We start from the raw sequence: 24979 nt of genomic DNA on the forward strand, positions 1-24979 counted from the left end.
GGCTCTTCCAGCCTTCTAATTTTTCGAAATCGAAGTCGATTTCGTGACAGTGGATTGACAAGCTCCTCTCTGAAACCTCGACGCTTCGCCTTCTGATCTTGTCAATGCGGTTTGAGTGCCAACCCCCACCGCACCCGCACCCCTCGCTCCTAGAATTTTTCAACAGCCCAGCGTCGCAGGCGCCGGCCCCCGAACGCAACGAACTTGGAACAGGTTGAGTCAATGCAGAAAAAGCACAGGATTGCCGTCATTCCCGGAGACGGCATCGGCGTCGAGGTCATGCCCGAAGGGTTGCGCGTGCTCGACGCGGTGGGCCGCCGCTTCGGCATCGACTTCTCCTACGACCACTTCGACTGGGGCTCCGACCACTACGTGCGCACCGGCCTGATGATGCCGGCCAACTGGGCCGACAAGATCCAGGGCCACGACGCGATCTACTTCGGCGCGGTGGGCGCGCCCGACAAGGTGCCCGATCACATCGCAGTGTGGGGCCTGCTCATCAAGATCCGCCGCGACTTCGACCAGTACGTCAACCTGCGCCCCGTGCGCCTGATGCCCGGCGTGCCCGGTCCGCTGGCACACCGCAAGCCCGGCGACATCGACTTCCTGGTGGTGCGCGAGAACACCGAAGGCGAATACACCTCGGTCGGCGGCCGCTTGTTCGAAGGCACGCCGCGCGAAATGGCGATCCAGGAAGCCGTGTTCACCCGCACCGGCGTAGACCGCATCATCGACTACGCGTTCAAGCTCGCCAGCCGCCGCAAGCGCAAGAGCCTGACGGCCGCCACCAAGTCGAACGGCATCTCGATCACCATGCCCTACTGGGACGAACGCCTGGCCGAGATGGCCACGCGCTACCCCGACGTGGCGACGAACAAGTTCCACATCGACATCCTCTGCGCGCACTTCGTGCAGCACCCCGACTGGTTCGACGTGGTCGTGGCCTCCAACCTCTTCGGCGACATCCTGTCCGACCTGGGCCCGGCCTGCACCGGCACCATCGGCATCGCGCCCTCGGCCAACCTGAATCCGGAGCGCAAGTTCCCGTCGCTGTTCGAGCCCGTGCATGGCTCGGCGCCCGACATCGCAGGCAAGGGCATCGCCAATCCCATCGGCCAGATCTGGTCGGCCGCGCTGATGCTGGACCACCTCGGCGGCGACGATCCCGTCTACGCGCAGGCTTCCGCCGCCGTGCTGTCGGCCATCGAGACGGTACTGAGCGAAGGTCCGCGCACCCGCGACATGGGCGGCACGGCCAACACCGTGGACGTGGGCCGCGCGATTGCCGAGTGCATTTCTGCATGACGCATCTGGAAGCCAGGGGTCGGTACGGGGTGCGTCGTTCGGGGTGCGCTCACGCCGACGGGGTACCTTGCTCCGCGAATGTCCTCCGGCCTTCGGCCTCCTCCTTTATTTCGCTGCGCAAGGCACCCCGTCGGCGTGAGCGTTGGACAGAGCAGTCGTTGATCAGCCGTGCACCCAGAGCGTGCCCTCGTGCACAGGACACCGGGTGCTCCCCGCAGCGAAATAAAGGAGGAGGCCGCAGGCCGGGGGACATTCGCGGAGGGGAGTACCCGGTGGCCTGTGCACGCACCCCGAACACACCGCAACACAACACCACGCAGCGGAGTCACTGACATGGGCCTCTTCCTGCTCAAGCGCACGCTGACGCTGATCGGCACGCTGATCGGCGCCTCGGTCATCGTGTTCCTCGTTCTGGAAATTCTTCCGGGCAACGCAGCGCAGATGCTCATGGGGCCGGACGCCTCGCCCGAAGCCGTCGCCGCCCTGGCCACCAAGCTCGGTCTCGACCAGCCCGCATGGACGCGCTACTGGCACTGGATCGGCGGCCTGCTGACCGGCAACCTCGGCGACAGCTACGCCTACAGCTCGCCCGTGCTCGACCTGATCCTCGAACGCCTCGCGCTCACCGTGCCACTGGCCATGATGGCGATGGCCCTGACCGTCGTCATCGCGCTGCTGGTGGGCGTGACGGCTGCCGCACGCCACAACAAGCTCGGCGACGTCGGGCTGATGGGCATGGCCCAGGTCGGCATCGCGATCCCGAACTTCTGGTTCGCCATCCTGCTGATCCTCGTGTTCTCGGTGCAGCTGCAGTGGTTCTCCGCTGGCGGCTTCGAGGGCTGGGGCGAGGGCTTCTTCGCGGGCATCAAGTCGCTGCTGCTGCCTGCGCTGTCGCTGGCGGTGGTGCAGGCCGCGATCCTCGCGCGCATCACGCGTTCGGCAGTGCTGGAGGTGATGCGCGAGGACTTCGTGCGCACGGCGCGCGCCAAGGGTGTCTCACAGCGTGCCGTGCTGTGGACCCACGTGCTGCGCAACGCCATGATCCCGGTCATCACGGTCATGGGCATGCAGTTCTCCGAGCTGCTGGCCGGCACCATCGTGGTGGAGAACGTGTTCTACCTGCCGGGCCTGGGCCGGCTGATCTTCCAGGCCATCAGCAACCGCGACCTGATCGTGGTGCGCAACTGCGTGATGCTGCTGGCGGCCATGGTGGTGATCGTGAACTTCGTGGTCGACGTGCTGTACGCAGTGATCGACCCGCGCATCAAGGCCAGCGACATATGAGCTCCGTCATCACCGCCCCGAGCGCTGCGGCGCTCATCAAGCTCCCTGGCTTCTGGCAGCGCGCGCTGAAGCACCGCAGCTTCGTCATCGGCGGCGTGCTGGCCGCGCTGCTGCTCGTCGCCGCCCTGCTCTCGTTCGTGTGGACACCGTGGTCGCCGTATGCGATGGACATGGCGAACAAGATGCAGGTGCCCTCCGCATCGCATTGGCTCGGAACCGACGCGTTCGGGCGCGACGTGGCTTCGCTGCTGCTGGTCGGCGCACGCGCATCGATCCTTGTCGGCGTGATCGCGGTGGGCATCGGCCTCGTGGTCGGTACGGCGCTGGGTCTGCTGGCGGCCGCCAAGCGCGGCTGGGTCGAGGAAGCAGTGATGCGGCTGTCGGACTTCACGCTGGCCTTTCCCGCGATCCTCTCGGCCATCATGATGACCGCCGTGTTCGGCGCGGGCATCGTGAATGCCATCGTGGCCATCGGCATCTACAACATCCCGACCTTCGCGCGCATCACACGCGCCTCGGCCAACGCCATCTGGTCGCGCGAGTATGTGGCCGCCGCGCGCGCCTGCGGCAAGGGCAGTTTCGCGATCACGATGCAGCACGTGCTGCCGAACATCTCGGCCGTGCTGATCGTGCAGATCACGATCCGCTTCGCCATCGCCATCCTTGCCGAGGCCGCCCTCTCCTACCTGGGCCTGGGCACGCAACCGCCGCAACCCTCGTGGGGCCGCATGCTCAGCGAGGCGCAGACCCTCATGTTCCAGCAGCCGCTGCTGGCCGTCTTCCCCGGCATGGCGATCGCCTTCGCTGTGCTCGGGCTGAACCTCCTGGGCGACGGGTTGCGCGACTTGCTCGACCCGCGCCTGGCCAGAGCCCGGTAAGCGCCATGCCCCTCCTCGAAGTCAACAACCTCCAGATAGGCCTGCAGACCCAGCGCGGGCCGGCGCAGGCCGTGCGCGGTATCTCGTTCTCGCTGGAGCGCGGCGAAACGCTGGGCATCGTCGGCGAATCGGGCTGCGGCAAGTCGATCACCGTGATGTCGCTCATGGGCCTGCTGCCGTCGAACGCCAAGGTCACGGGCAGCATCAAGCTCGATGGAAAGGAACTCGTCGGCCTGCCCGAGAAGCAGATGTGCCATATCCGCGGCAACCGCATCGGCATGATCTTCCAGGAGCCGATGACGGCGCTGAACCCGGTGCACACCATCGCGCGCCAGGTGGGCGAGCCGCTGCGGCTGCACCGCGGCCTGACCAAGGAACAGGCCCGCAAGGAGGCGTTGAACCTGCTCGACCGCGTGGGCATTCCCGACGCGACCTCGCGCCTCGACGCCTATCCGCACCAGTTCTCCGGCGGCCAGCGCCAGCGCATCGGCATCGCGATGGCGCTCGCTTGCGGGCCCGACCTGCTGATTGCCGACGAACCGACCACCGCGCTCGACGTCACCATCCAGAAGCAGGTGCTCGACCTGATCCAGGGCCTCGTCAAGGAAATGGGCATGGCGCTGATCCTGATCTCGCACGACCTTGGCGTGATTTCCAACAGCGTGAAGCGCATGCTCGTGATGTATGGCGGTAGTGCGGTCGAGAGCGGCCCGACGGACGTGGTCTTTGCCGGTCGCGCCCATCCCTACACGCGCGGCCTGTTCGCGGCGCGCCCCGCCATTGGCGCGGTGCGCGCAGGCCGGCTGCCGACCATCCAGGGCAGCGTGCCCGAGCTGGTCGACATGCCCCGGGGCTGCGCCTTCTCGGGCCGCTGCGCCCACACCATCGACCTCTGCCAGAGCACGCGGCCACGCACCACGATGCTGCCGAACGACCATGCCGTGAGCTGCCTGCGGCTGGCCGAAATCGCCGCGTCGAACGCCAGGACGGCCACCGCATGAGCCAGCCACCCAGCACCGCCGCCGGCCAGCCCCTGCTGGCCGTGAACAACCTCTACCGCCACTACGCGCTGCCGCGCGAAAAGCTCTTCGGCCCGCCGCCGACCGTGAAGGCGCTCAATGGCGTGAGCTTCGAAGTGCGCGCCGGCAAGAGCGTGGGCATCGTGGGCGAATCGGGCTCGGGCAAGTCGACCATCGCGCGCCTCGTGATGGCGCTGGACACGCCGACTTCGGGCAGCGTGCGCCTCGAAGGCCGCGACCTGCACACGCTGCCGAAAGCCGAGCTGCGCACCGCACGGCGCGATTTCCAGATGGTGTTCCAGGACCCCTACGGCTCGCTCGACCCGCGCCAGACCGTCGCGCGCATCGTCGCCGAGCCGCTCGAGGCGCTGGCNCGGCGCGATTTCCAGATGGTGTTCCAGGACCCCTACGGCTCGCTCGACCCGCGCCAGACCGTCGCGCGCATCGTCGCCGAGCCGCTCGAGGCGCTGGCCGAAACGAGCCGCGCCGTGCAGCGCGAGCGTGCCTCCGAAGCGCTCGCCGCAGTCGGCCTGCGCACCACCGACATGGACAAGTACCCGCACGAGTTCTCGGGCGGCCAGCGCCAGCGCATTGCGATCGCGCGCGCGCTGATCACGCGCCCCAAGCTCATCGTGGCCGACGAGCCCGTCAGCGCGCTCGATGTGTCGGTGCAGGCCCAGGTGCTCAACCTCATGCAGGACCTGCAGCAGCAGTTCGGCATCAGCTACCTGCTCATCAGCCACGACCTCGCGGTGGTCAACCACCTGTGCGANGCCCAGGTGCTCAACCTCATGCAGGACCTGCAGCAGCAGTTCGGCATCAGCTACCTGCTCATCAGCCACGACCTCGCGGTGGTCAACCACCTGTGCGATGAAGTGTGCGTGGTCTTCAAGGGCCGCATCGTCGAGCGAGGTCGCCCGGCCGACCTGTTCCGGCACGCGCAGCACGAGTACACGCGCACCCTGCTTTCCGCCGTTCTGCACACGCCGTCCCGCTAGCCGGGCAGTCGTTCTTTCTTTCCACCACCCTCACCTCCAGGAACTACCGAATGTTGAAGCGACGCACACTCATGACTTCCGCCATGGCCGCGGCAATCCCGGGTGTCTTCCTGCCCCAGGCGCGCGCGCAGGCCGGCAAGAACACGCTGACGATCGGCATGCCGCTCGAACCGCCGGGCCTGGACCCGACGACCGGCGCCGCATCGGCCATCGCGGAGATCACGCAGTACAACATCTTCGAGACGCTCACCAAGGTGAACGCCGACGGCTCGGTCACGCCGATGCTGGCCGAGAGCTGGACCTCGTCGCCCGACATGAAGACCTTCGTCTTCAAGCTGCGCAAGGGCGTGCGCTTCGAGAACGGCCAGCCATTCAACGCGCACACGGTGAAGTTCTCCTTCGACCGCGCGGGCGGCGCCAAAAGCACCAACAAGGACAAGCGCTTCTTCAGCGAGATCGGCACCGTGGTGCTCGACGAGCACATGGTCGGCGTGAACAGCACGCTGCCCAACCCGGACCTGCCCTTCATGCTCGGCCAGTCGACCGCCTGCATCGTGGAGCCCAAGAGCGCCGAGACCAACGCCACCGCGCCAGTGGGCACCGGCCCGTACAAGCTGAGCGCGTGGCAGCGCGGCGCCTCGTGCACGCTGGTGAAGTCGCCAACGTACCGCGACCCGAACCTCGCGAAGACCGAGAAGTTCGTCTTCCGCTTCATGTCGGACACCGCCGCGCAGACCGCCGCGCTGATGGCCAACGACATCGACATCTTCCCGCGCGCGGGCACGCGCTCGGTGAGCCAGTTCAAGGGCAACCCGCGCTTCCAGGTGATCGAGGTCGGCACGCGCGGCAAGGTGATCCTCACCATCAACAACCGCAAGAAGCCGCTGGACGACGTGCGCGTGCGCCGGGCGATCCTGGCGGCCATCGACCGCAACGCGATCGTCCAGGGCGCAGCGGACGGCTTCGGCAAGCCCATCGGCAGCCACTACGCGCTGGGCGCGCCAGGCTTCATCGACACCACGGCGTTGAACCCCTACGACGTAGAGAAGGCGAAGAAGCTGCTGGCCGAGGCCGGCGTGAAGACGCCGCTCGAATTGCGCCTGCAGCTGCCACCGCCTTCGTATGCGCGGCAAGGCGGCGAGGTGATCGCGGCGCAGCTCGCGCAGGTCGGCATCAACGTGAAGATCCAGAACGTCGAATGGGCCCAGTGGCTCAGCGGCACCTTCGGCGGTGCGCACGACTTCGACCTGACGATGGTCGCGCACGTGGAGCCCTTCGACCTCGTGAAGTACACCGAGCCCGACTACTACTGGGGCTACGACTCGAAGAAGTTCCGCGACCTGTTCGCCACCATCCAGAACGAAGAGAACAAGAAGCGCCGCGCCGACCTGCTGGCCGAGGCCCAGCGCGAGCTGGCCACCGACGCGGTCAACGGCTTCCTGTACCAGGCGGTGTTCCCGACCATCGCGCGCAAGGAGGTGAAGGGCCTGTGGCCGAGCATGCCGATCGTGGTGAACGACCTGGCCGCGATCTCGTGGGGCTGATGCGATGACCAAGCCCTTGTATTCCCTGAGCGTGCAGGAGCTGCATGCAGCTTACGCCGCCAAGGAACTCTCGCCGGTCGAAGTGGCACGCTCGGTCAACGAGCGCATCGCCGCGTACGAGCCCGAGCTGCATGCCACATGGCTGTTCCGCCCCGAGCGCGCGCTCGAGCAAGCCCGCGCCTCCGAAGCACGCTGGCTGGCCGGCCAGCCGCGCGGCACGCTCGACGGCGTGCCCGTGACCATCAAGGACAACCTCGCGACCGAAGGCGACCCGATGCCGCTGGGCACCGCAGCCTACGACCTCGTGCCGATGCTGCAAGACTCGCCACCCGCCGCCCGCCTGAAGGAAGACGGCACGGTGCTGGTCGCCAAGACCACCATGCCCGACCTGGGCATGCTGTCGTCGGGCCTGTCGAGCTTTCACGAGCTCTCGCGCAACCCGTGGGACCTGTCGCGCACGCCCGGTGGCTCCAGCGCGGGTGCGGGTGCGGCGGCTGCCGCCGGCTACGGCCCGCTGCACGTGGGCACCGACATCGGCGGCTCGCTGCGCCTGCCTGCGAGCTGGTGCGGCATCTACACGCTCAAGCCCAGCTTCGGCCGCATTCCACTGAGCACGCCCTACATGGGCCGCTGCGCCGGGCCGATGACGCGCACGGTGGCCGACTCGGCGCTGATGATGGCGTCGATCGCGCAGCCCGACGACCGCGATTACTCGGAACTACCGCCACCGGCGATCGACTGGAGCGCCTTCGAGGTCGACCCGTCGTTTCTCAAGGGCAAGCGCGTGGCGCTGCACATGGACGCCGGCTGCGGCCTGCCGCTCGACCCACAGATCGCCGAGGCTGTTCGCCGCGCCGCGAAGCGCATCGAGGCAGCCGGCGCGCATGTGGAGGAAATCGGTGCCTTCATGACGCCGAAGATGCTGCAGGGCATGGACCACTTCTGGCGCATGCGCTCGTGCATCGACATGCAGGCGATGGCAGCGGAAAAGCGCGCGAAGATCCTGCCGTACATCCGCGAGTGGGCCGAGAGTGCCGCCGGCTTTTCGGGCGCGCACATCTTCGACGCCTACAGCCAGTTCGTCGCCACGCGCGCGGCCACCGTCGCCGCCACGAAGGCCTACGACTTCGTGATCTCGCCCGTGTCGCCCAACATGCCCGCGCCCGCGGACCACGCCTCGCCGACCAACGACCCGATGCTGCCGCTGGAGCACATCGGCTTCACGGTGCCCTACAACATGTCGGAGCAGCCTGCCGCTTCGATCAACTGCGGCTATTCGGCCGAGGGCTTGCCCATCGGCCTGCAGATCGCCGGGCGCCGCTTCGACGACCTCGGCGTGCTGCAGTTCAGCCGCGCCTTCGAGCAGATCCGCGAAGCCCAACACCCCTGGCCCGAACCGAAGTGATCGGCCGCAAGGAGACAACCTCATGAACGCCACCCACTACATCGACGGCCGCCACGTACCGTCCGAAGGCAACGCCACCATCGACGTGATCGACCCGAGTGACGGCCAGAAATTCGGCGAGATCGCGCGCGGCACGGCTGCCGACGTCGACACCGCCGTGCGCGCCGCACGCCAGGCCATGGGCGAGAACTTCGACGGCCCCTGGGGCGGCATGACCGCGCTGCAGCGCGGCCGCCTGCTCGCCAAGCTCGGCGCCGCCGTCTTGGAACACCACGAGGAGCTGGCCCAGCTGGAAGCGCGCGACACCGGCAAGGCGCTGCGCGTGGCGCGCAACGACGCGACCGCGCTGGCCCGCTATTTCGAGTACTACGCCGGCGCCTGCGACAAGCTGCATGGCGACACCCTGCCCTACGAGCGCGGCTACACCGTGCTGACCGTGCGCATCCCCCACGGCGTGACGGGGCACATCATTCCCTGGAACTACCCGATGCAGATCGCGGGCCGCAGCGTGGGCGCATCGCTCGCGGCGGGCAACGCCTGCGTGGTGAAGCCGGCAGAAGACGCGAGCCTGTCGCTGCTGCGCCTGGCCGAGATCGCGACCGAGGTGGGCTTTCCGGCCGGCGCACTCAACGTGGTGACGGGCTACGGCAATGAAGCCGGCGCGGCGCTGTGCGCGCACCCGGGCATCGACCACATCTCGTTCACCGGCTCGACCATGACGGGCCGCAGCGTGGGCCTGGCCGCGGCCGAGCGCCATTGCCCGGTGACGCTGGAGTTGGGCGGCAAGTCGCCGCAGATCGTGTTCGCCGACGCCGACCTTGACGCGGCCGAGCCGGTGCTGCTCAACGCCATCATCCAGAACGCCGGCCAGACCTGCTCGGCGGGCAGCCGTGTGCTGGTGGAGCAGTCGGTCTACGAGGAAGTGGTGCAGCGACTCGCGAAGCGCTTCGCGGCCGTTCGCGCGGGCACGCCCGCCGAAGACCTGGACATGGGTCCGCTCATCAACGAGAAGCAGTTCCGCCAGGTGCGCGACATGGTCGCGACGGCAGAAGCAGGTGGCCTGAAGGTGGCGGCACGCGGCACGGTGTCGCCCAACGCCTCGACCACCGGCTTCTACCAGGAGGCCGTGCTGTTCCGCGACGTGCCGCACGACAGCGACATCGCGCAGCGCGAGGTCTTCGGCCCGGTGCTGGCCGTGACGCCCTTCGCCGACGAGGCCGAGGCGGTGCGCCTGGCCAACGGCACGGACTTCGGCCTGGTGGCCGGCGTGTGGACGCGCGACGGCGCGCGCCAGCTGCGCATGGCGCACAAGCTGCATTGCGGCCAGGTCTTCGTGAACAATTACGGTGCGGCGGGTGGTGTAGAACTGCCTTTCGGCGGCGTGAAATCGAGTGGCTTCGGCCGCGAGAAGGGCTTCGAGGCCCTGCTCGGATTCACGACCCTCAAGACCATCGCCATCAAGCACGGATGAACAATTCATGACCACCACTGAACAGCAAGCCCCACGCAAAGTCGGCCTCGTCGGCGTCGGCCTGATGGGCCACGGCATCGCCAGCAACATCGTCAAGCACGGCCACCAGCTGACCGTGCTGGAGCACGCGGGCAACCAGCCGATCGACGGCCTGCTGAAGGCGGGTGCCACCTCGGTGAAGGACGTGGCCGCGCTGGCCGCGCAGGTCGACGTGCTGATCCTCTGCGTCACGGGCACGCCGCAGGTAGAGGCGGTGATGCTCGGCGACAAGGGTGCATTGACTGCCCTGCGTCCCGGCACGGTGGTGATCGACTGCTCGACGGCCGTGCCCGCCTCCACCGCGAAGGTGGCGCAAGCGGTGAGCGCCAAGGGCGGCAGGTTCATCGACGCGCCCATGACGCGCACGGCGAAGGAAGCCGCCGAGGGCCGGCTGAACCTGCTGGTAGGTGGCGACGCCGAGGTGCTGGCTTCGTGCCTGCCGCTGCTGCGCTGCTTTGCCGAGAACGTCACGCATGTGGGCGGCATCGGCGCCGGTCATGCGATGAAGCTGCTGCACAACTTCGTGTCGCTCGGCACGGTCGCGCTGCTGTGCGAAGCGGCTGCTTGTGCGCAGCGCGCGGGCGTGGCGCCGGATGTGTTCGTGGACGTGCTCGCCAAGGGCGGCGGCAACGGCGTGGCGCTGGAACGCGTCAAGCCCAAGCTGCTGACGGGCAGCACCGACTCGTTGAAGTTCTCGATGGCCAATGCCAAGAAGGACCTGGGGTACTACAACGACATGGCGGAGCAGTCGTCTTCCAGCCATGGCATTGCGCAGGCTGTCGATGCGCTGCTGACGCAGGGTGTCGAGAAATTCGGGCCGGACCGGATGGTGCTCGATCTGGTCGAAGCGCTGCGCTGATTCTTTTTGCTCTTGCTCTTTGCGCCGCCGTTGTTCGGGGTGCGTGCACAGGGCACCGGGTACTCCCCTCCGCGAATGTCCCCCGGGCTTCGCCCTCCTCCTTTATTTCGCTGCGGGGAGCACCCGGTGCCCTGCGCACGATGAGCGCGGCTGTGGCGTTGGTGGTTCGGCCGCTGCGGCGGATCGCAGATGGACATGCGCGGGCGCACCGCTGAGCTTTCGTGAGAGACGGGTGCTGGACAAGCAGAACTCCGAAGGGCCGGCGTCGGCCGCGGTCGACATTGGCATGACTGCGTTCAATGCTCGATTCAGACTGGTTGCAGGCAGTCGGCGCGGCCCGCTGAATGACTGCTGTGCGCCCATTGCAGCTGTACGCGACGCGAGCACTGGGCGTCCGCTTCCGCCCTGCATCGCGCAGTCTGATTCGTCAGTCTACGAAGGCGCTCGTTCTTTCATCATTAGACCGGCCCCTTCTAGACGATCACGCTCTCGCAAGCTCATAGACACGTTTGCTCATCGTCGGATTTTTGAAAAGAACTGCAAGAAACTTACCGTTGTAGTCAGTCTCGATGCCGGCAACCATTTTCATGTAGGCGTCTTCGCAAATCTTGTCGAGGTCGGGCACCGATAAGCTGCCGCTAAACGCTACGATTGGCTGGAGAAGCTTCGACGTCCCGTACTTGTTAAAGACCGCTGCGGTCAGTATCCGATTGCCATGCACCAGAGCTCCCCAGCCGACACCGCTCTTCTTTCCAAGCGCCCCCTTCGTTTGTTCGATCCACTTTTCGATCTCGCGGTTCAGTAGCACTGCATTAAAGGCTTTTGCGCCGCTGACACTCGGATTAAAGATGGTCTTGTACGGGGCCTTAGTCAAGTCGATAAAAAAGCGCCCAATGCCTGTCTTGAGTTGTACCGTGAGGGCGGGATCCTCTGCGGCACATGCAAGGGCAGTCGTCACCTCAATTAATTCGCAAGAAGTCGGGCTCTGAACTGCATCTTCGCTTCGTACGAACTGGTAGTCGATCCCCTCGATCGCCATTTCTTGTCGAATCCTCTTTTGCTCAGGATCTTGGGCAACGAAATCCCTGGGTTCAACTTTGTTCTGCAGATTGTTGGTTCGCGTAACTTCATCCCCAAACCCAGCTGGAGTTCCCTTCAATAGGATTACTTTTACAGGGACGCGAACAAGTGCGAGTTTGTGATCGTCATCCACTTTTGCTAGCGAACTGACTGTCTGTGCCCCGTTGACAATAGAGGAACCTTTAAATGAGAAATTTCCAGCCGCCCTCGAAGCAGCACCCGCTGGAGCTTTCGCTGCCTCACTCGCGACTAGGGTGATGCCGTTGTTGAAGTACCAAAATTTCTCGGGGCTCAAAGTAGCCGTCTGTTTTATTTCATTGTTTACTTCAGTGCTTCCAAGCGCATGCCGAATGTTTGATGCGACCAGCCCTTTGCCGTGAGTCTTCCACCACCCCTTTAATTGAAGGCCGTCGATTAGACCGAAGTAAGCTTGATAGGGACTCGAGATGTATGACCAATCGAGAAGGGTTGCATCAACGGCGACGTTGCTTTGCGTTGGATCGTGCGCAAGGCCCGAGTAGACCTCAGCCAAGCCCATGACTTCGAACGTTGCGATCGCATCTGGATCATCGCCGTTCATGTCTTTCGCATAGGCTTTCAGGATTGCTGCGCCATGCTTCGCCAACGCGCTGGCGCCGGTCGAAACAACCACTAAGTGGACGGATGTACCAGGATTGGCAAGTCGCAATGCAATGTCGCCGAAGCGAGTATGGAGCGCAGGCCGAAAGCCCGTATTGTCCTGCTCGATGATGTCACGAGCACCCTTCGTGAATGCTCCTAGATCTTTCGCTTCGGGCTCGCCGCTGCCTTTATTGATCCATTTGGATTGCACAAGAATCACACGAAGATCCGACGGGTCGAAAAATGCCGCATCGATGCCGTTGTCGTCAGATCCATCCCAAACAGCAAGCGCGGCCTCCTTTTCAGAGCAGCCGGCCTGTAGGTAGACCGCTAACGCGGCTAGGCACCGACTGAGGATCTTTTGATCACGCTCCGAGTCTTGAGCGCCGATGTCTGCCAAGTCGAGGTGTGCCTCGAACATTGATCGCACTTTCTGCTTTATCTGACTGACCTTAAGGGAAGACACGTCAATTCCTTTTTTTACCGGAGCTCGTTGTTATGTGGTTCTAATATCCCTGTCTACAGCCATTTCTGTACTTCTATTGTCGCCACTCCATGTGCGGCAGTTGCAGATCCCGGCGTACGTCCGCTTCCCAGAGTATGGAAGCTGACGATCAGACAATCCCGCGCCGGCTGACCGCTCCTGGCCGGACCCGGAAGTCTAGCTTCGGCCAACGACAGTTCGCTTCCGCTGGATTGTGTTGAAAAACTCGGGTAGTGGTCTCTTTGGCCTGTTTGCAGGGGTGGTCAAACCATTCCGCGAGTCACGATCGTCGATCCTGGGGCGATCTGAGAGGTCGATTTTTGCTGCGGGGCAGCGGCGAACGCTGCGACCGAGTTTTTCAACACAATCGCTGCATAGCTGCCGCTCGCGAAGGCGAGATTGCCGACCTGGGCGCAGTATGTTCCTATCGTTTGCGGCGCGCTCTCTCGCGCTCCAATCCCTCGGTGATCGGTGTCCCGGTAAGCGGCCGCCGCGGACGAGACTATTTCGCAGGCGAGAAAGAGGTTGGCGCCAAGAACGAGTTGTCCATCTTCGCGACGATCGGTCCGGCTGCCTCGCTCGCCTTTCTGACCTCGACCCATTCGGGATCGACGACAAACTTGCCCCACTTGACCTCACGATCGGCCAGGCTCTCCCAGACAAGCATGTAGGTAAGCGCGTTGCTGTCAGGTCCGATTGCAGTCGTCCAATATCCGAGTTGACGAATTCCCAGCCGGTTCCAGATGCCCGCGGTGTGATCGCGAAATCTGGCAAGAACGTCGGGTAGCCGGCCAGGCATTGCGGTATAGATGCGTAGTTCGTAGATCATCGACATCAGTCCTTTAAAAAAAAGCTGTTGCAAGTTGACGAGGCGGCGGGCGTGACCGCCAAGCTCACATTGTGCTGCCAGAGGTCCATCCGCCATCAAAGGAGATGATCTGCCGGCGGTCTACCCCAACCGCTAACCGCCAATCTCAGGCATTCCGCGTCGCGCCTTCTCGCTCACCTGAAACAGTTCTCCAGCCTTGCGAGCGAGTTCAGCCGCAAGCCAAAGCAGGTTGTTCAGTTGTCGAGGCCCATCCCCGCTGCACCAGTCGATCTCTTCCCCGTGGCAGACCCACAGGAGAGCCTCGAGCTGAGAGAGGGTGTTTTCAAGAAGATCCGTCGGGTCTGGGGCGTTTTCTTCGGAAGCTACCGGCGTGCGAGGCCGGGCTATAGTCTTGGTAGCCATTTTTGTGCGGTCCTTTAGAGGGTGTTGCACGAACTTGGTTAGACGGTCGGGGTGCTGATAACACCTCGGCCGTCGCCTTTTGATACCTCGCATCTGCATCGCTGCTTTCGCACCGACAACCTGCCGCGAGGCAAGCAGCCTTCAAACATCTCGGTGGTTTGGTGTGTGGCGCCTTCCTTGTTCCCTTGTTGGGGTATGGAGTGACAGGGGCATCCACTGTAGAGAAGAACCCGGCGAAGTAGCCGTTCCATCCGGCACGAAGTCCCGGCAACCGCCAACAAATGCAGCTTCCGCAATGCGCCACGCGCGGACCTCATGGGCCAGTGTCGTGTCAGTCAGCAGCGGCTCTGAACGCTCACGTCGATGGGGTGCCTTGCGCAGCGAAATAAAGGAGGAGGCCGCAGGCCGGGGGACATTCGCGGAGCAAGGTACCCCGTCGGCGTGAGCGTCGCCCCGAATGACCCCGAGCGCGAGCTCTAAGGCATCCCGCGCGCCAGCAAGTGATCAACCAGCCGGCGCTGCGGAAAGCTCAACGCCTCCTGCCGCGTACACAGGTACATCCGCCGTGAAGCCCATGCATCGGTGAGATTGATGAAGCGCAGCTTCATCTCCTTGCGGTAAGTCACAGCGGCGCCCTCGGGCAGGATGCCCACGCCCATGCCCGCTTCGATCATCCGGCACACCGCCTCGAAGCTCTTCACCCGCACGCGCAGGCGCAGCACCTTGCGCGCGCTCATGGCGGCGTCTTCCATCGTGCGGGAGATGGCGGAATCGTCTTCGAGCCCCACGAAATCGAAATCGAGCAGTTCCTCGAACGACACCTCGCGCCCGCGCCACGGATGCTTCTGCCGCACGATGGCCACCAGCCGGTCGGTGCGGTAGGGAATGAAGTTGAGCGCCGGGTCGGCCGCCTCGCTGGTGATGACGCCCACGTCAGCCTGCCGGTCGCGGATGGCCTGCACGATGTAGACGCTCCGGTGCTCCTCCACGCTCACGCGGATCTCCGGGTAGCGCTGGCGGAAGCTCGCCACGTCGTCGGGCAGGAACTGGCCCATGGCCGACGCGTTGGCATGCAGCCGCACGCGGCCGGTGGCGCCCTGTGCATAGTCGGACAGGTCGGCGCGCATGCGGTCGACGTCGCGCAGGATCTGGCGCGCATGCATGGCGAGCGACTCGCCGGCACCGGTGGGCGTCACGCCCTTCGACGTGCGATTGAGCAGCGCGACGCCAAGTTGGCCTTCGAGGATGGCGAGGCGGCGGCTTGCGGCCGACAGCACCATGTGGCTCTCGGCGGCAGCCTTCGACAGGCTGCCGTGCTCAATGGCACGCAGGAAAAGCGCCAGCGAATCGAGGTCGGGTCTCATGGGTTCGGGTCGATCTGGGAGGCTGGCATTGTCGCGCCCGCGAGGGCGGGCGCAGGCGCAAGGATGAGGGCAAAATCCCCCGGCCGCGCCGATCGGCCCCATCCCCCGTGCCGTCCATGCCGCCCCCGCCGCCCATCACGCCCGAAACACCTCCGCCCTCCCCGCCCCGCCCGCGCCACCGCGCGCTGGCCGGCTGGATCGCCGCGGGCGTATTGGCACTGCTGCTGATCGGCGTGGCGGGCCAGTGGGCCGCGAGGCGCGAGGCGAACTTCCAGGCCGACTCGATCCGCCGCGCCATGGAAGTCCACGTGCTGGGCCTGCGCGACGCCGCCGGCAAGTACAGCTACCTGCCATTCACCGCGAGCCTCCATCCGGACGTGCTGGCCGCGCTGGCCCATCCCCAGGACGCGGCCGTGAAGCAGCGCGCCAACCGCTACATCGAAGAGGTGAACCGGCAGGCGGGCTCCGACGCGCTCTACCTCATCGACCTGCAGGGACTCACGCTGGCGGCCAGCAACTGGGCAACGCCGCAGAGCTTCGTCGGCGAGTCGTATGCCAACCGCCCCTACTTCCGCGACGCGCGCGCGGGGCGCAACGGCCTGTTCTACGGCGTGGGCCAGACCACCGGCGAGCCGGGGCTCTTCATCTCCGCGCCGGTGCGGCCCGACGGCGGCGCGGTGCTGGGCGTGGTGACGGTGAAGGTCAGCCTGCGCCAGCTGCAGGAAGCCTGGACCTTCTCGCGCGACCCGATCCTGCTGACCGACGCGCGCGGCATCGTGTTCCTGAGTTCAGTGCCGTCGTGGATGTACCAGGCCACGCGCACGCTGGGCGCCGCGGAACTCGACGGCATGCAGCGCGACCAGCAGTACGGCGCGCGCACCAGCTTCGCGGCACTGCCGTGGAAGGTGGAGCGTGGCGAAGGCGAGCCCGGCTACCTCGTGCGCACCGACATCGGCGGCCAGCCGCGCCGCTTCCTCGCAGTGGACGAGCCGCTGCCCGACCTGGGCTGGACGCTGACGGTGATGGCCGACCACGCCGAAGTCACCCGCGCACGCGAGCGCACCTGGATGCTCGGCCTGCTGTGCGCGGGCGTGCTGCTGCTGGGCGGCCTGTACTGGCAGCTGCGCGAACGCCGCTTCGCCGAGCAGCGCGATGCACGGCGCGACCTGGAGCTGCGTGTGCGCGAACGCACCCACGAGCTCGACGAGGCCCACGCGTTCCGCAAGGCGATGGAAGACTCGCTGCTGGTGGGCATGCGCGCACGCGACTTGGAGGGCCGCATCATCTACGTCAACCCGGCCTTCTGCGAGATGACCGGCTACGACGCCGACGAACTGCTCGGCAAGCTGCCGCCCTACCCTTACTGGCACCCCGACGACGTGGCGCAGCACTGGCGCCAGTACGACGCCATGATGAGCGGCCAGCCCGCGCGCTCGGGCTTCGAGTCGCGCCTGCGGCACCGCGACGGGCACGACGTGATCACCATGGTCTACACCGCCGCGCTGATCGACGCCGACGGCCAGCACAGCGGCTGGATGAGCTCGGTGGTGGACATCACCGAGCAGAAGCGCGCCGAGCTGCGCCAGCGCCAGAACGACGAGCAGCTGCAGCACGCCCAACGCCTGGCCAGCCTCGGCGAGATGGCTTCCACGCTGGCCCACGAGCTGAACCAGCCGCTGATGGCGCTGAGCAATTTCGCGAGCGCGGCCAAGGCCTTCGCCGAACAGGGCAACCAGCAGCTGCTGGTCAGCAGCCTCGACGAGACCATGGTGCAGGCCCAGCGCAGCGCCGAGATCGTGCGGCGCATCCGCGGCTTCGTGCGCCAGCGCACCGTCGGCACCGAGGACTGCGCCGTGGCAGCGCTGGTGGCGAACGCGCTGGCGCTGCTGCAAGGCGAGATGCGGATGCGGCAGGCGCGCGCCGAAGTCCGCATACCGGCGGGGCTGCCCGAGGTGCGCGGCGACCGCGTGCTGCTCGAGCAGGTGCTGCTGAACCTGCTGTCCAACAGCTTGCAGGCGATGCAGGCCACGCCGCCGGAACAGCGGCTCGTGGAGGTCGAGGCCGAGGTGCTGGCAGGACGCATGCACATCCGCGTGGCAGACCGCGGGCCGGGCATCGACGCAGCGCTGGCCGAGCAGGTGTTCGCACCCTTCTTCACCACCAAGACCGGCGGACTGGGGCTGGGCCTGAACATCTGCCGCACCATCGTCGAGGCCCATCGCGGCCGGCTGTCCTTTGCCAACCGGGACGGCGGTGGCACGGTTTTCACCCTCGAGCTGGAGATCTCACCCCCATGAACGCCCTTGCCAACAACCTGTGCGTGGTGGACGACGACGAAGCCGTGCGCCGCTCGCTGGGCCTGCTGCTGCTGTCGCGCGGCTACGCGGTGCAGACCTTTGCCTCGGGCGAGGCCTTCCTGGCCGGCGCCGACCTGCAGCGCGCGGGCTGCGTGATCCTCGACCTGCGCATGGAGGGCGTGAGCGGGCTGCAGGTGTTCGATGAATTGCGCGCGCAGGACAGCCCGCTGGTCGTGATCTTCCTGTCCGGCCACGGCGACATTCCGATGGCCGTCGAGGCGGTGCAGAACGGCGCCTTCGGCTGGCTCGAGAAGCCCTGCAACGACGAGCGCCTGCTCGACAGCATCGCCCGGGCCCTGCAGCGCGCCGGCGAGATCGCCGTGCGCCGGCAGGCCCGCCAGGCCGCGCAGGCGCTGTGGGACAAGCTCACGCCGCGCGAGATGCAGGTGGCCCGGCTGGTGGCCGAGGGCAAGCCCAACAAGCAGATCGCCCTGGAACTCGCGCCGCTGGAGCAGCGCACGGTGGAAACGCACCGCGCCCACGTGTTCGCCAAGCTGGGGCTCGCGAACAGCCACCAGCTCGACCGGTTCCTGCGGGAACACGGGCTGTAGTCCTTTCTAGGTATTTACCCTTGCGTACCGATACGTAGCCGCGCGGCGGGCGGCTACGGACGACAGCGCGGCGGCGGCCGGACAGACTTGCCGGTACGGTTTCGCGCGGCTTTGCGGCGAGCCGCAGCCAGAGACAAGGACACCTTTCCATGACCACCATCGCCAGTGCGAGCGTCGGCGCCTCCGGCCCGGACGCGACCGCCAACAACACGCCGTATACCTTCGAAGAAAAGCGCAAGCGCATCTTCGCCATCTTTGCCGCCTCGTCGGGCAACCTGGTGGAATGGTTCGACTTCTACGTCTACGCCTTCTGCGCCATCTATTTCGCGCCGGCCTTCTTCCCCAAGTCGGACCCGACCGTGCAGCTGCTGAACACCGCCGGCGTGTTCGCCGCCGGCTTCCTGATGCGTCCCATCGGCGGCTGGCTGTTCGGCCGGCTGGCCGACCGCAAGGGCCGCAAGACATCGATGGTCACTTCGGTGGTCATGATGTGCGTGGGCTCGCTGGTCATCGCCTGCCTGCCCACCTATGCGCAGATCGGCGCCGCCGCGCCCGCGCTGCTGCTGGCGGCGCGGCTGCTGCAGGGCCTGTCGGTCGGCGGCGAATACGGCACCACCGCCACTTACATGAGCGAAGTGGCCATGCGCGGCCAGCGCGGCTTCTTCTCGTCGTTCCAGTACGTCACGCTGATCGGTGGCCAGCTGCTGGCCGTGGTGGTGGTCGTGGTGCTGCAGCAGGTGCTCGACGAGGCCGAGCTCAAGAGCTGGGGCTGGCGCGTTCCGTTCGTGCTCGGCGCCGTGGCTGCCGTGGTGGCCCTCATGCTGCGCCGCACGCTGACCGAGACCGCCAGCACCAAGACCCGCGCCGCCAAGGGCGCCGGCACCATGCGCGAGCTGTTCACGAACCACAAGCGCGCCTTCTTCGTGGTGCTGGGCTACACGGCCGGCGGCTCGCTGATCTTCTACACCTTCACCACCTACATGCAGAAGTACCTGGTGAACTCGGCGGGCATGTCGATCAAGACCGCCAGCAACGTGATGACGGCCTGCCTGTTCATCTACATGTGCATGCAGCCGGTGTTCGGCGCGCTGTCCGACCGCATCGGCCGGCGCAACAACATGCTGCTGTTCGGCGCGCTGGGTGCGCTGATGACGGTGCCGGTGCTGAGCAACCTGCAGAGCGTCGGCAGCCCGCTGGTGGCCGGTGTGCTGATCACGCTCGCGCTGGCGGTGGTGAGCTTCTACACCTCGATCAGCGGCATCGTGAAGGCCGAGATGTTCCCGCCCGAGATCCGCGCGCTGGGCGTGGGGCTGTCCTACGCGGTGGGCAATGCGATCTTCGGCGGCAGCGCGGAGTACGTGGCGCTGGGGCTGAAGTCGATCGGGCACGAGTCGTACTTCTACTGGTACGTGACGGCGATGATGGGCGTGGTGTTCCTGGTGAGCATGCTGCTGCCGAAGCAGGCGACGTACCTGCACCACGACAAGTAAACAGTGCTTCAGGAAGCGGCGCCCTGCGCGGCCAGCGCCAGGGTCCGCTTCGCGATGTTGACGAGGTGGATCTGGCTCGTCCCCTCGTAGAGGCGAAACAGCCGAACGTCGCGGTAGAAGCGCTCGGCCACGTTGCCTGCGATGAAGCCGCTGCCGCCGAAGACCTGCACGGCCCGATCGGCGACCCGGCCGCACATCTCGGAGGCGAACAGCTTGCACATCGACGCTTCCATCGTCACGTCGATGCCCTCGTCCCTCTTGCGCGCCGTCTCCAGCACCAGCGCGCGCGCCGCGTGCACCTCGGTGTTGCTCTCGGCAATCATCTGCTGCACCAGCTGGAAGTCGCCGATGGGCTGGCCGAACTGCCGGCGCGACTGTGCCTGCCGCGCCATTTCCTCCACCAGCCGGATCGCCGGGCCGATGCACAGCGCGGCCAGGTTGATGCGCTGCTTGTTCAGCGTTTTCATCGCCGTGCGAAAGCCCTGCCCTTCGACGCCGCCGACGATGGCCGAGGCCGGCACGCGCACACCTTCCAGCCTGACTTCGCCCACCGGCGAGCCGTGCTGGCCCATCTTGCGGTAGGGCTGCGAGGTCGACAGGCCGGGTGCGCCTCGCTCGACCAGGAAGGCGCTGATGCCGGCCGCGCCCTTCGTGTTCGGGTCGGTCCGGGCGAACACGGTGAACAGGTTCGCGATCGGCGCGTTGGTGATGAAGCACTTCTGCCCCGTGATGACGAAGCTGTCGCCGTCGCGCACCGCCACCGTCTTCTGCGCCGTGGCGTCCGATCCGGCCTCGGGCTCGGTGAGCGCGAAGCAGCCGGTCAGCTCGCCGCTGGCCAGCCGCGGCAGGTAGTGGCGTTGCTGCTCGGGCGTGCCGTCGACCACCAGGGACTCCGATGCGATGCCGGTGTTGCCGCCGAAGCGCGCACGGAACGCGGTGGCCACCTGCGACACCTCGAGGTTCACCAGCGTCAGTTCCTCGGTGGTCAGGCCGGCGCCGCCGAAGGCTTCGGGGATGCTGTGGCCGAACAGGCCGATCTCGCGCATGCGCTGGACGACCGGTTCGGGAATCAGGTCGTCGCGGTCGACCTGTTCCTCCAGCGGCAGGCATTCGTCATGGATGAACCGGCGCACCTCGGCGAGCATGGCCTGGAATTTCTCGGAGTCCCTGATCATGGCTTCGCCTCGTTGTCCGCCGCGCGCACATCCCGCAGCAGCGCATAAAGCATGTCGTTGGGCGCCGCGCAGCCGGCCGGCTGGCGCGCGCCGAACAGCACGGCGTCGCTACATGCGAGCTCGGGCCGTTCGCGCTCCTCGATCCAGTCGTACACCACCGTGCGCGCGGCAATGCGCCATTCGCCCTGGCGGCGCTCGAAGCGGTCGAGGTAGCGTCCGCACAGCAAAGTGCGCTTCGCGGGCGCATCGGCAGGGGCCTGCAGTGCGAAGAAGCCGCTCTCCACCGCGGCCACGCCGCCGTGCAGCTCGATCGCGATGTTGTTCACCTGGTGCACGCGCCGCCCGCCCTGGCGCAACCGCTGCAGCGCCTGCGCGATGAAGCCTTCGGCGCTGCCGTTCCAGGCGCCATGGCAGTCGGTGGCGTCTTCCCAGTAGGCCGAGCGCAGGGCCTCTTCGTCGACACGGTCGATGCCGCGGCAGTAGCGGTAGAGGCATTCGCGGATCGCCTCGCGATCGAGCAGCGCCTGCAGCGGTGCGCGCGGGTTCATGCCGCCGGGGCCGCTGGCGCTGCGGCGCGTTTGAACAGCTGCACCACGTTGCCTTCCGGGTCGCGCAGCGACATCACCGCGCCGTGCGCGCCCATGTCGCGCGTGCCGATCACCTCGCCGCCCGCGCCGGTGATGCGCTCCTGCGCACCAGCGAAGTCGCTCACCTCGAACACCATCACCACGCCGGAGGTCGCCGGCGCGGCCTCTTCGGTGCAGGCCAGCGCCACGCTGGTGTTGCCCACGCCGTACTGGAACCAGCGGTCCTTGTCGCGGAACTTGAGCTTCAGCCCCAGCGCCGATTCGTAGAAGGCATGCAGCTCGGCCGGGCGTTGCGCCACCACGTACACGTTCTGCAGGCGCTGGGGAGAAATGCCCTCGGCGCTCACAGCGATGTCTCCGATGCGCCGCCGTCCAGGCGGATCACCTCCGCGTTGACGAAGCGCGAGCCGTCGCCGGCCAGGAAGCAGATGGCGTCGGCGATGTCTTCCACGGTGCCGAGCCGGCCCAGCGGCGTGCGCGCGATGCGCTTCGCGTCGAGCTCGGCGTTGCGGTGCTTGGCCGTGCCTTCGGTGGGCACCGCGCCGGGCGCCACGGCGTTCACGCGGATGCGGCGCGCGCCCAGGTCGGCCGCCGCGGCGCGGGTGATGCCGAGCACGCCGGCCTTCAGGCCGCTGTACACCACCGATCGCGCGGGCGACTTGAAGCCGGCGATGGAGGCCACGTTGATGATGGCGCCGCCGCGTTCGGGGTCCATCGCCTCGGCTGCGGCCTGGATGCCCCAGATCACCGACTTGAAGCCGATGTCGACCATGCGGTCCATCACCTCGGGCGTGATTTCCATCAGCGGCTGGTAGCGCACCCAGGCCGCGTTGTTGACCATCACGTCGAGCCGGCCCGCCTCGCCGGCCAGGCGCTGCACCGCCAGGCGCATGCCTTCGCGGCTCGACACGTCCTGCGGCACCGCCACGGCCTTGCCGCCGAGACGGCGGATCTCCGCGACCGTGTCTTCCACGAACTCGGCCTTGAGGTCGTTCACGCCGACCGTCGCGCCCAGCCGGGCGAAGGCCAGCGCGGTGGCTCGGCCGATGCCGTGGCCCGCGCCGCTGATGAAGGCCACGCGGCCGTCGAGGGACTGTGATGCATTCATGGCTTGTCTTTCGTTTCCGGCACCAGCAGCGCGTCGAGCGCGAAGGCACCGTGCCCGTGGTCGAGGACCACCAGCGGGTTGATGTCGATCTCGGCGACGCTGCGCGCATGCCGTGCGGCGAACTGCGACAGCGCCGCCACGGCGCGCGCCGCGGCCGCCACGTCGGCCTTCGGCCGGCCGCGTGCGCCATCGAACAGCGCAAAGGCCTTGAGCGAGCGCAGCATCAGCGTGGCCTGCGCCTCGGTCACCGGCGCCACCTGCAGCGCCACGTCGCGCAGCACCTCGGCATAGATGCCGCCCAGGCCCACCATCACGACCGGGCCGAACACCGGGTCCTTCGTGGTGCCGAGGATCAGCTCGGTGCCGCCCTGCGCCATCTGCGCCACCAGCACGCCGGCGATGCGCGCCTGCGGTGCCTTCTGCGCGACGCGCGCCAGCAGGCTGTCGTATTCGTCACGCAGCTGCGCCTCGGAGCGCACATCGGTCACCACGCCGCCGACCTCGGTCTTGTGCGGGATGTCGGGCGAGACGATCTTCAGCACCACCGGAAAGCCGATGTCGCGCGCCGCGGCCAGTGCCTCGCCCCGGCCGCTGGCCGTGACCTCCTTCAGCACCGGGATGCCGGCCTGCGCGAGCACGGCCTTGGCACTGGCCTCGTTGGCGAAGGCCTCGGGCGGCAGCGCCTCGGACGAAGGCAGCGTTGTCGCCACCTCGGCCTGTTCGCCGCGCGTGCCCAGGCGCACCAGCGCCGCCAGCGTGGCGCACGCGGCATCGATGGTCTCCACCGTCGGAAAGCCCATCTCGTTCAGCTGCGCCATGGTGTCGGGCGGCGCCTTGCAGCACAGCAGGACGAGTCGCGACGGATGCGCACGGCGCACCTGCTCCAGCGCCGCGAGGTACACGTCGCGCAGCCGCGGCATCTGGAACGCATACGCCGACTGCAGGATCACCGCGTCGCAGCTCGCGTCTTCCGCCACCGCCGACAGAACCTGCACCAGCAGCTCGGGCCGGCTCGACACCTGCGCCGTCATGTCGACGGGATTGCCCGGCGATGCGTAGGGCAGCGCGGCCACGATGCGCTCCTGCGTGGCCGCGGAGAGCTTCGGCAGTTCCAGCCCCTGCGCGCTGGCCGCGTCGGCCATCAGCACGCCGAAGCCGCCCGATGCCGTGACCAGCGCCACGCGCGGCCCCTTCGGCGCACGCGCCGTGCCGACCACCGACACGGCATGGCCCACTTCGAGCAGCTGCTCGATGCTGGGCACGCGAATGGCACCGGCATTGCGCAGCACCACGTCGAACACGGCGTCCGAACCGGCGAGCGCACCGGTGTGCGAGGCGGCCGCTTCGCTGCCGGCCGACGACACGCCCACCTTCAGCACCACGACCGGCTTGCCTGCCTCGCGCGCCATGGCCAGTGCACGCACCAGCTTGGCCGCATTACGGCAGGTTTCCATGCAGCACAGGATGACCGAGGTGGCCGGGTCGGTCGCCAGCGAGGCGATGCCGTCGGCAATGTCGACGTCGCATTCATTGCCCGTGGTCAGCAGGTGGCTGATGCCGATGCCGCGCTCGACGGCCAGGCGCATCGTGTAGCTGCCGAGGTTGCCGCTCTGCGACACGATGCCCACCGGGCCCGCCGTCGGGAACGACGACTCCAGCGCCACCGAGAAGGTGGCGATGCTCCTGTCCGCCACGCCGATGGAGCCCAGGCAGTTCGGCCCCACCACGCGCATGCCCGATGCCCTGGCGACTTCGCCGATGGCCGACTGCAGCCGGCTGCCCTCTTCGCCCATCTCCGAGAAGCCCGAGGACAGGATGACGGCTGCGCGCACGCCGCGCGCGGCGCAGTCTTTCACCGCTTCGAGCACCGCATCGGGCGGCACCGCCATCACGGCCAGGTCGGGTACCGACGGCAGCTCGGCAAGGTTCGCATAGGCGGGCAGCGACTGCACCGTGCCGCCCTTGCGGTTGACCGGATAGATCGCACCGCGGTAGCCGTACTTCTGCAGGAACTGCAGCGGCCGCCCGCCGATCTTGGTCACGTCGTCCGACGCACCGAAGATCGCGATCGAGCGCGGCTTGAAGAGCGCCTCCAGCCCCTTGCCCACTTCGACTTCGACTGTCGCCAT

The 24979-nt window shown here is 66.9% G+C and carries 21 protein-coding genes and 2 pseudogenes; 14 read left to right on the top strand and 9 right to left on the bottom strand.

Annotated features, from left to right (window positions below; translation table 11 throughout):
* Window positions 1-222: 222 nt before the first annotated feature.
* The 11 genes and pseudogenes from ASD05_RS14385 to ASD05_RS14425 all read left to right on the top strand — a co-directional run bounded on the left by ASD05_RS14385 (window position 223) and on the right by ASD05_RS14425 (window position 10802).
* The gene (locus ASD05_RS14385) at window positions 223-1305 is read left to right on the top strand and encodes a tartrate dehydrogenase (protein WP_056593291.1); all 1083 of its coding nucleotides are present in this window, start codon (window positions 223-225) and stop codon (window positions 1303-1305) included.
* 333 nt (window positions 1306-1638) lie between these two features.
* The gene (locus ASD05_RS14390) at window positions 1639-2589 is read left to right on the top strand and encodes an ABC transporter permease (RefSeq protein ID WP_056593294.1); all 951 of its coding nucleotides are present in this window, start codon (window positions 1639-1641) and stop codon (window positions 2587-2589) included.
* The gene (locus ASD05_RS14395; protein WP_056593296.1) at window positions 2586-3467 is read left to right on the top strand and encodes an ABC transporter permease; all 882 of its coding nucleotides are present in this window, start codon (window positions 2586-2588) and stop codon (window positions 3465-3467) included. Before ASD05_RS14390 ends, ASD05_RS14395 begins: the two co-directional genes overlap by 4 nt.
* A 5-nt stretch (window positions 3468-3472) precedes the next feature.
* A complete protein-coding gene (locus ASD05_RS14400; RefSeq protein WP_056593305.1) occupies window positions 3473-4468 on the top strand; it encodes an ABC transporter ATP-binding protein in 996 nt (331 codons plus the stop codon).
* The coding region (locus tag ASD05_RS30710) for an ATP-binding cassette domain-containing protein (protein ID WP_235507964.1) at window positions 4465-4859 on the top strand (395 nt) is incomplete at its 3' end. The genes ASD05_RS14400 and ASD05_RS30710, both read left to right, overlap by 4 nt.
* A gap of 1 nt (window position 4860) precedes the next feature.
* Window positions 4861-5258 (top strand): annotated as a pseudogene (locus ASD05_RS30715) (ATP-binding cassette domain-containing protein); the annotation flags it as partial.
* A gap of 1 nt (window position 5259) precedes the next feature.
* Window positions 5260-5484: pseudogene (locus ASD05_RS30720) on the top strand (peptide ABC transporter ATP-binding protein); the annotation flags it as partial.
* A gap of 50 nt (window positions 5485-5534) precedes the next feature.
* On the top strand, window positions 5535-7028 hold the full coding sequence (locus tag ASD05_RS14410) for an ABC transporter substrate-binding protein (RefSeq protein WP_056593311.1): 1494 nt from the start codon (window positions 5535-5537) through the stop codon (window positions 7026-7028).
* A 4-nt stretch (window positions 7029-7032) separates the two neighbouring features.
* On the top strand, window positions 7033-8433 hold the full coding sequence (locus ASD05_RS14415; protein WP_056593315.1) for an amidase: 1401 nt from the start codon (window positions 7033-7035) through the stop codon (window positions 8431-8433).
* Window positions 8434-8455: 22 nt separating this feature from the next.
* On the top strand, window positions 8456-9904 hold the full coding sequence (locus tag ASD05_RS14420; protein WP_056593318.1) for an aldehyde dehydrogenase family protein: 1449 nt from the start codon (window positions 8456-8458) through the stop codon (window positions 9902-9904).
* Between the two features lie 7 nt (window positions 9905-9911).
* The gene (locus ASD05_RS14425) at window positions 9912-10802 is read left to right on the top strand and encodes an NAD(P)-dependent oxidoreductase (RefSeq protein ID WP_056593320.1); all 891 of its coding nucleotides are present in this window, start codon (window positions 9912-9914) and stop codon (window positions 10800-10802) included.
* A 481-nt stretch (window positions 10803-11283) separates the two neighbouring features.
* Here ASD05_RS14425 and ASD05_RS14430 read toward each other — a convergent pair whose 3' ends face one another.
* The 4 genes from ASD05_RS14430 to ASD05_RS14440 all read right to left on the bottom strand — a co-directional run bounded on the left by ASD05_RS14430 (window position 11284) and on the right by ASD05_RS14440 (window position 15582).
* Window positions 11284-12969 (bottom strand): AIPR family protein, encoded by a 1686-nt coding sequence (locus tag ASD05_RS14430; RefSeq protein WP_200955430.1) that lies wholly within the window; start codon window positions 12967-12969, stop codon window positions 11284-11286.
* 520 nt (window positions 12970-13489) lie between these two features.
* Entirely contained in the window at window positions 13490-13816 is a 327-nt protein-coding gene (locus ASD05_RS14435; protein ID WP_056594446.1) for an NIPSNAP family protein, read from the bottom strand.
* Between the two features lie 132 nt (window positions 13817-13948).
* Window positions 13949-14218: a hypothetical protein gene (locus ASD05_RS29490; RefSeq protein ID WP_082572057.1), complete on the bottom strand. Its 270-nt coding sequence runs from the start codon at window positions 14216-14218 to the stop codon at window positions 13949-13951.
* A 476-nt stretch (window positions 14219-14694) separates the two neighbouring features.
* A complete protein-coding gene (locus tag ASD05_RS14440; protein WP_056593326.1) occupies window positions 14695-15582 on the bottom strand; it encodes a LysR family transcriptional regulator in 888 nt (295 codons plus the stop codon).
* Between the two features lie 116 nt (window positions 15583-15698).
* Here ASD05_RS14440 and ASD05_RS14445 point away from each other — a divergent pair, with 116 nt between their 5' ends.
* The 3 genes from ASD05_RS14445 to ASD05_RS14455 all read left to right on the top strand — a co-directional run bounded on the left by ASD05_RS14445 (window position 15699) and on the right by ASD05_RS14455 (window position 19980).
* On the top strand, window positions 15699-17879 hold the full coding sequence (locus tag ASD05_RS14445; RefSeq protein ID WP_056593329.1) for a sensor histidine kinase: 2181 nt from the start codon (window positions 15699-15701) through the stop codon (window positions 17877-17879).
* Entirely contained in the window at window positions 17876-18490 is a 615-nt protein-coding gene (locus ASD05_RS14450) for a response regulator transcription factor (RefSeq protein WP_056593333.1), read from the top strand. Before ASD05_RS14445 ends, ASD05_RS14450 begins: the two co-directional genes overlap by 4 nt.
* Window positions 18491-18639: 149 nt before the next feature.
* The gene (locus ASD05_RS14455) at window positions 18640-19980 is read left to right on the top strand and encodes an MFS family transporter (RefSeq protein ID WP_056593336.1); all 1341 of its coding nucleotides are present in this window, start codon (window positions 18640-18642) and stop codon (window positions 19978-19980) included.
* An 8-nt stretch (window positions 19981-19988) separates the two neighbouring features.
* On the opposite strand, the gene ASD05_RS14460 is transcribed toward ASD05_RS14455, so the two are convergent.
* The 5 genes from ASD05_RS14460 to ASD05_RS14480 are packed head-to-tail and all read right to left on the bottom strand — an operon-like array spanning window position 19989 to window position 24979.
* Window positions 19989-21155 (bottom strand): acyl-CoA dehydrogenase family protein, encoded by a 1167-nt coding sequence (locus tag ASD05_RS14460; protein ID WP_056593339.1) that lies wholly within the window; start codon window positions 21153-21155, stop codon window positions 19989-19991.
* Complete coding sequence (locus ASD05_RS14465; protein WP_056593342.1) at window positions 21152-21703, bottom strand: nuclear transport factor 2 family protein; 552 nt, start codon at window positions 21701-21703, stop codon at window positions 21152-21154. The genes ASD05_RS14460 and ASD05_RS14465 overlap by 4 nt, the downstream gene beginning before the upstream one ends.
* Window positions 21700-22089, bottom strand: coding sequence for a VOC family protein (locus ASD05_RS14470; RefSeq protein ID WP_056593346.1), 390 nt, complete (start codon window positions 22087-22089; stop codon window positions 21700-21702). Before ASD05_RS14470 ends, ASD05_RS14465 begins: the two co-directional genes overlap by 4 nt.
* On the bottom strand, window positions 22086-22850 hold the full coding sequence (locus tag ASD05_RS14475) for an SDR family NAD(P)-dependent oxidoreductase (protein WP_056593349.1): 765 nt from the start codon (window positions 22848-22850) through the stop codon (window positions 22086-22088). The genes ASD05_RS14470 and ASD05_RS14475 overlap by 4 nt, the downstream gene beginning before the upstream one ends.
* Window positions 22847-24979 carry an acetate--CoA ligase family protein gene (locus ASD05_RS14480; protein WP_056593352.1) on the bottom strand — a complete coding sequence of 711 codons (2133 nt, stop codon included), beginning with the start codon at window positions 24977-24979 and terminating at the stop codon, window positions 22847-22849. The genes ASD05_RS14475 and ASD05_RS14480 overlap by 4 nt, the downstream gene beginning before the upstream one ends.

The sequence above is a fragment of the Variovorax sp. Root434 genome, from assembly GCF_001426595.1.
Taxonomy (GTDB): domain Bacteria; phylum Pseudomonadota; class Gammaproteobacteria; order Burkholderiales; family Burkholderiaceae_C; genus Variovorax.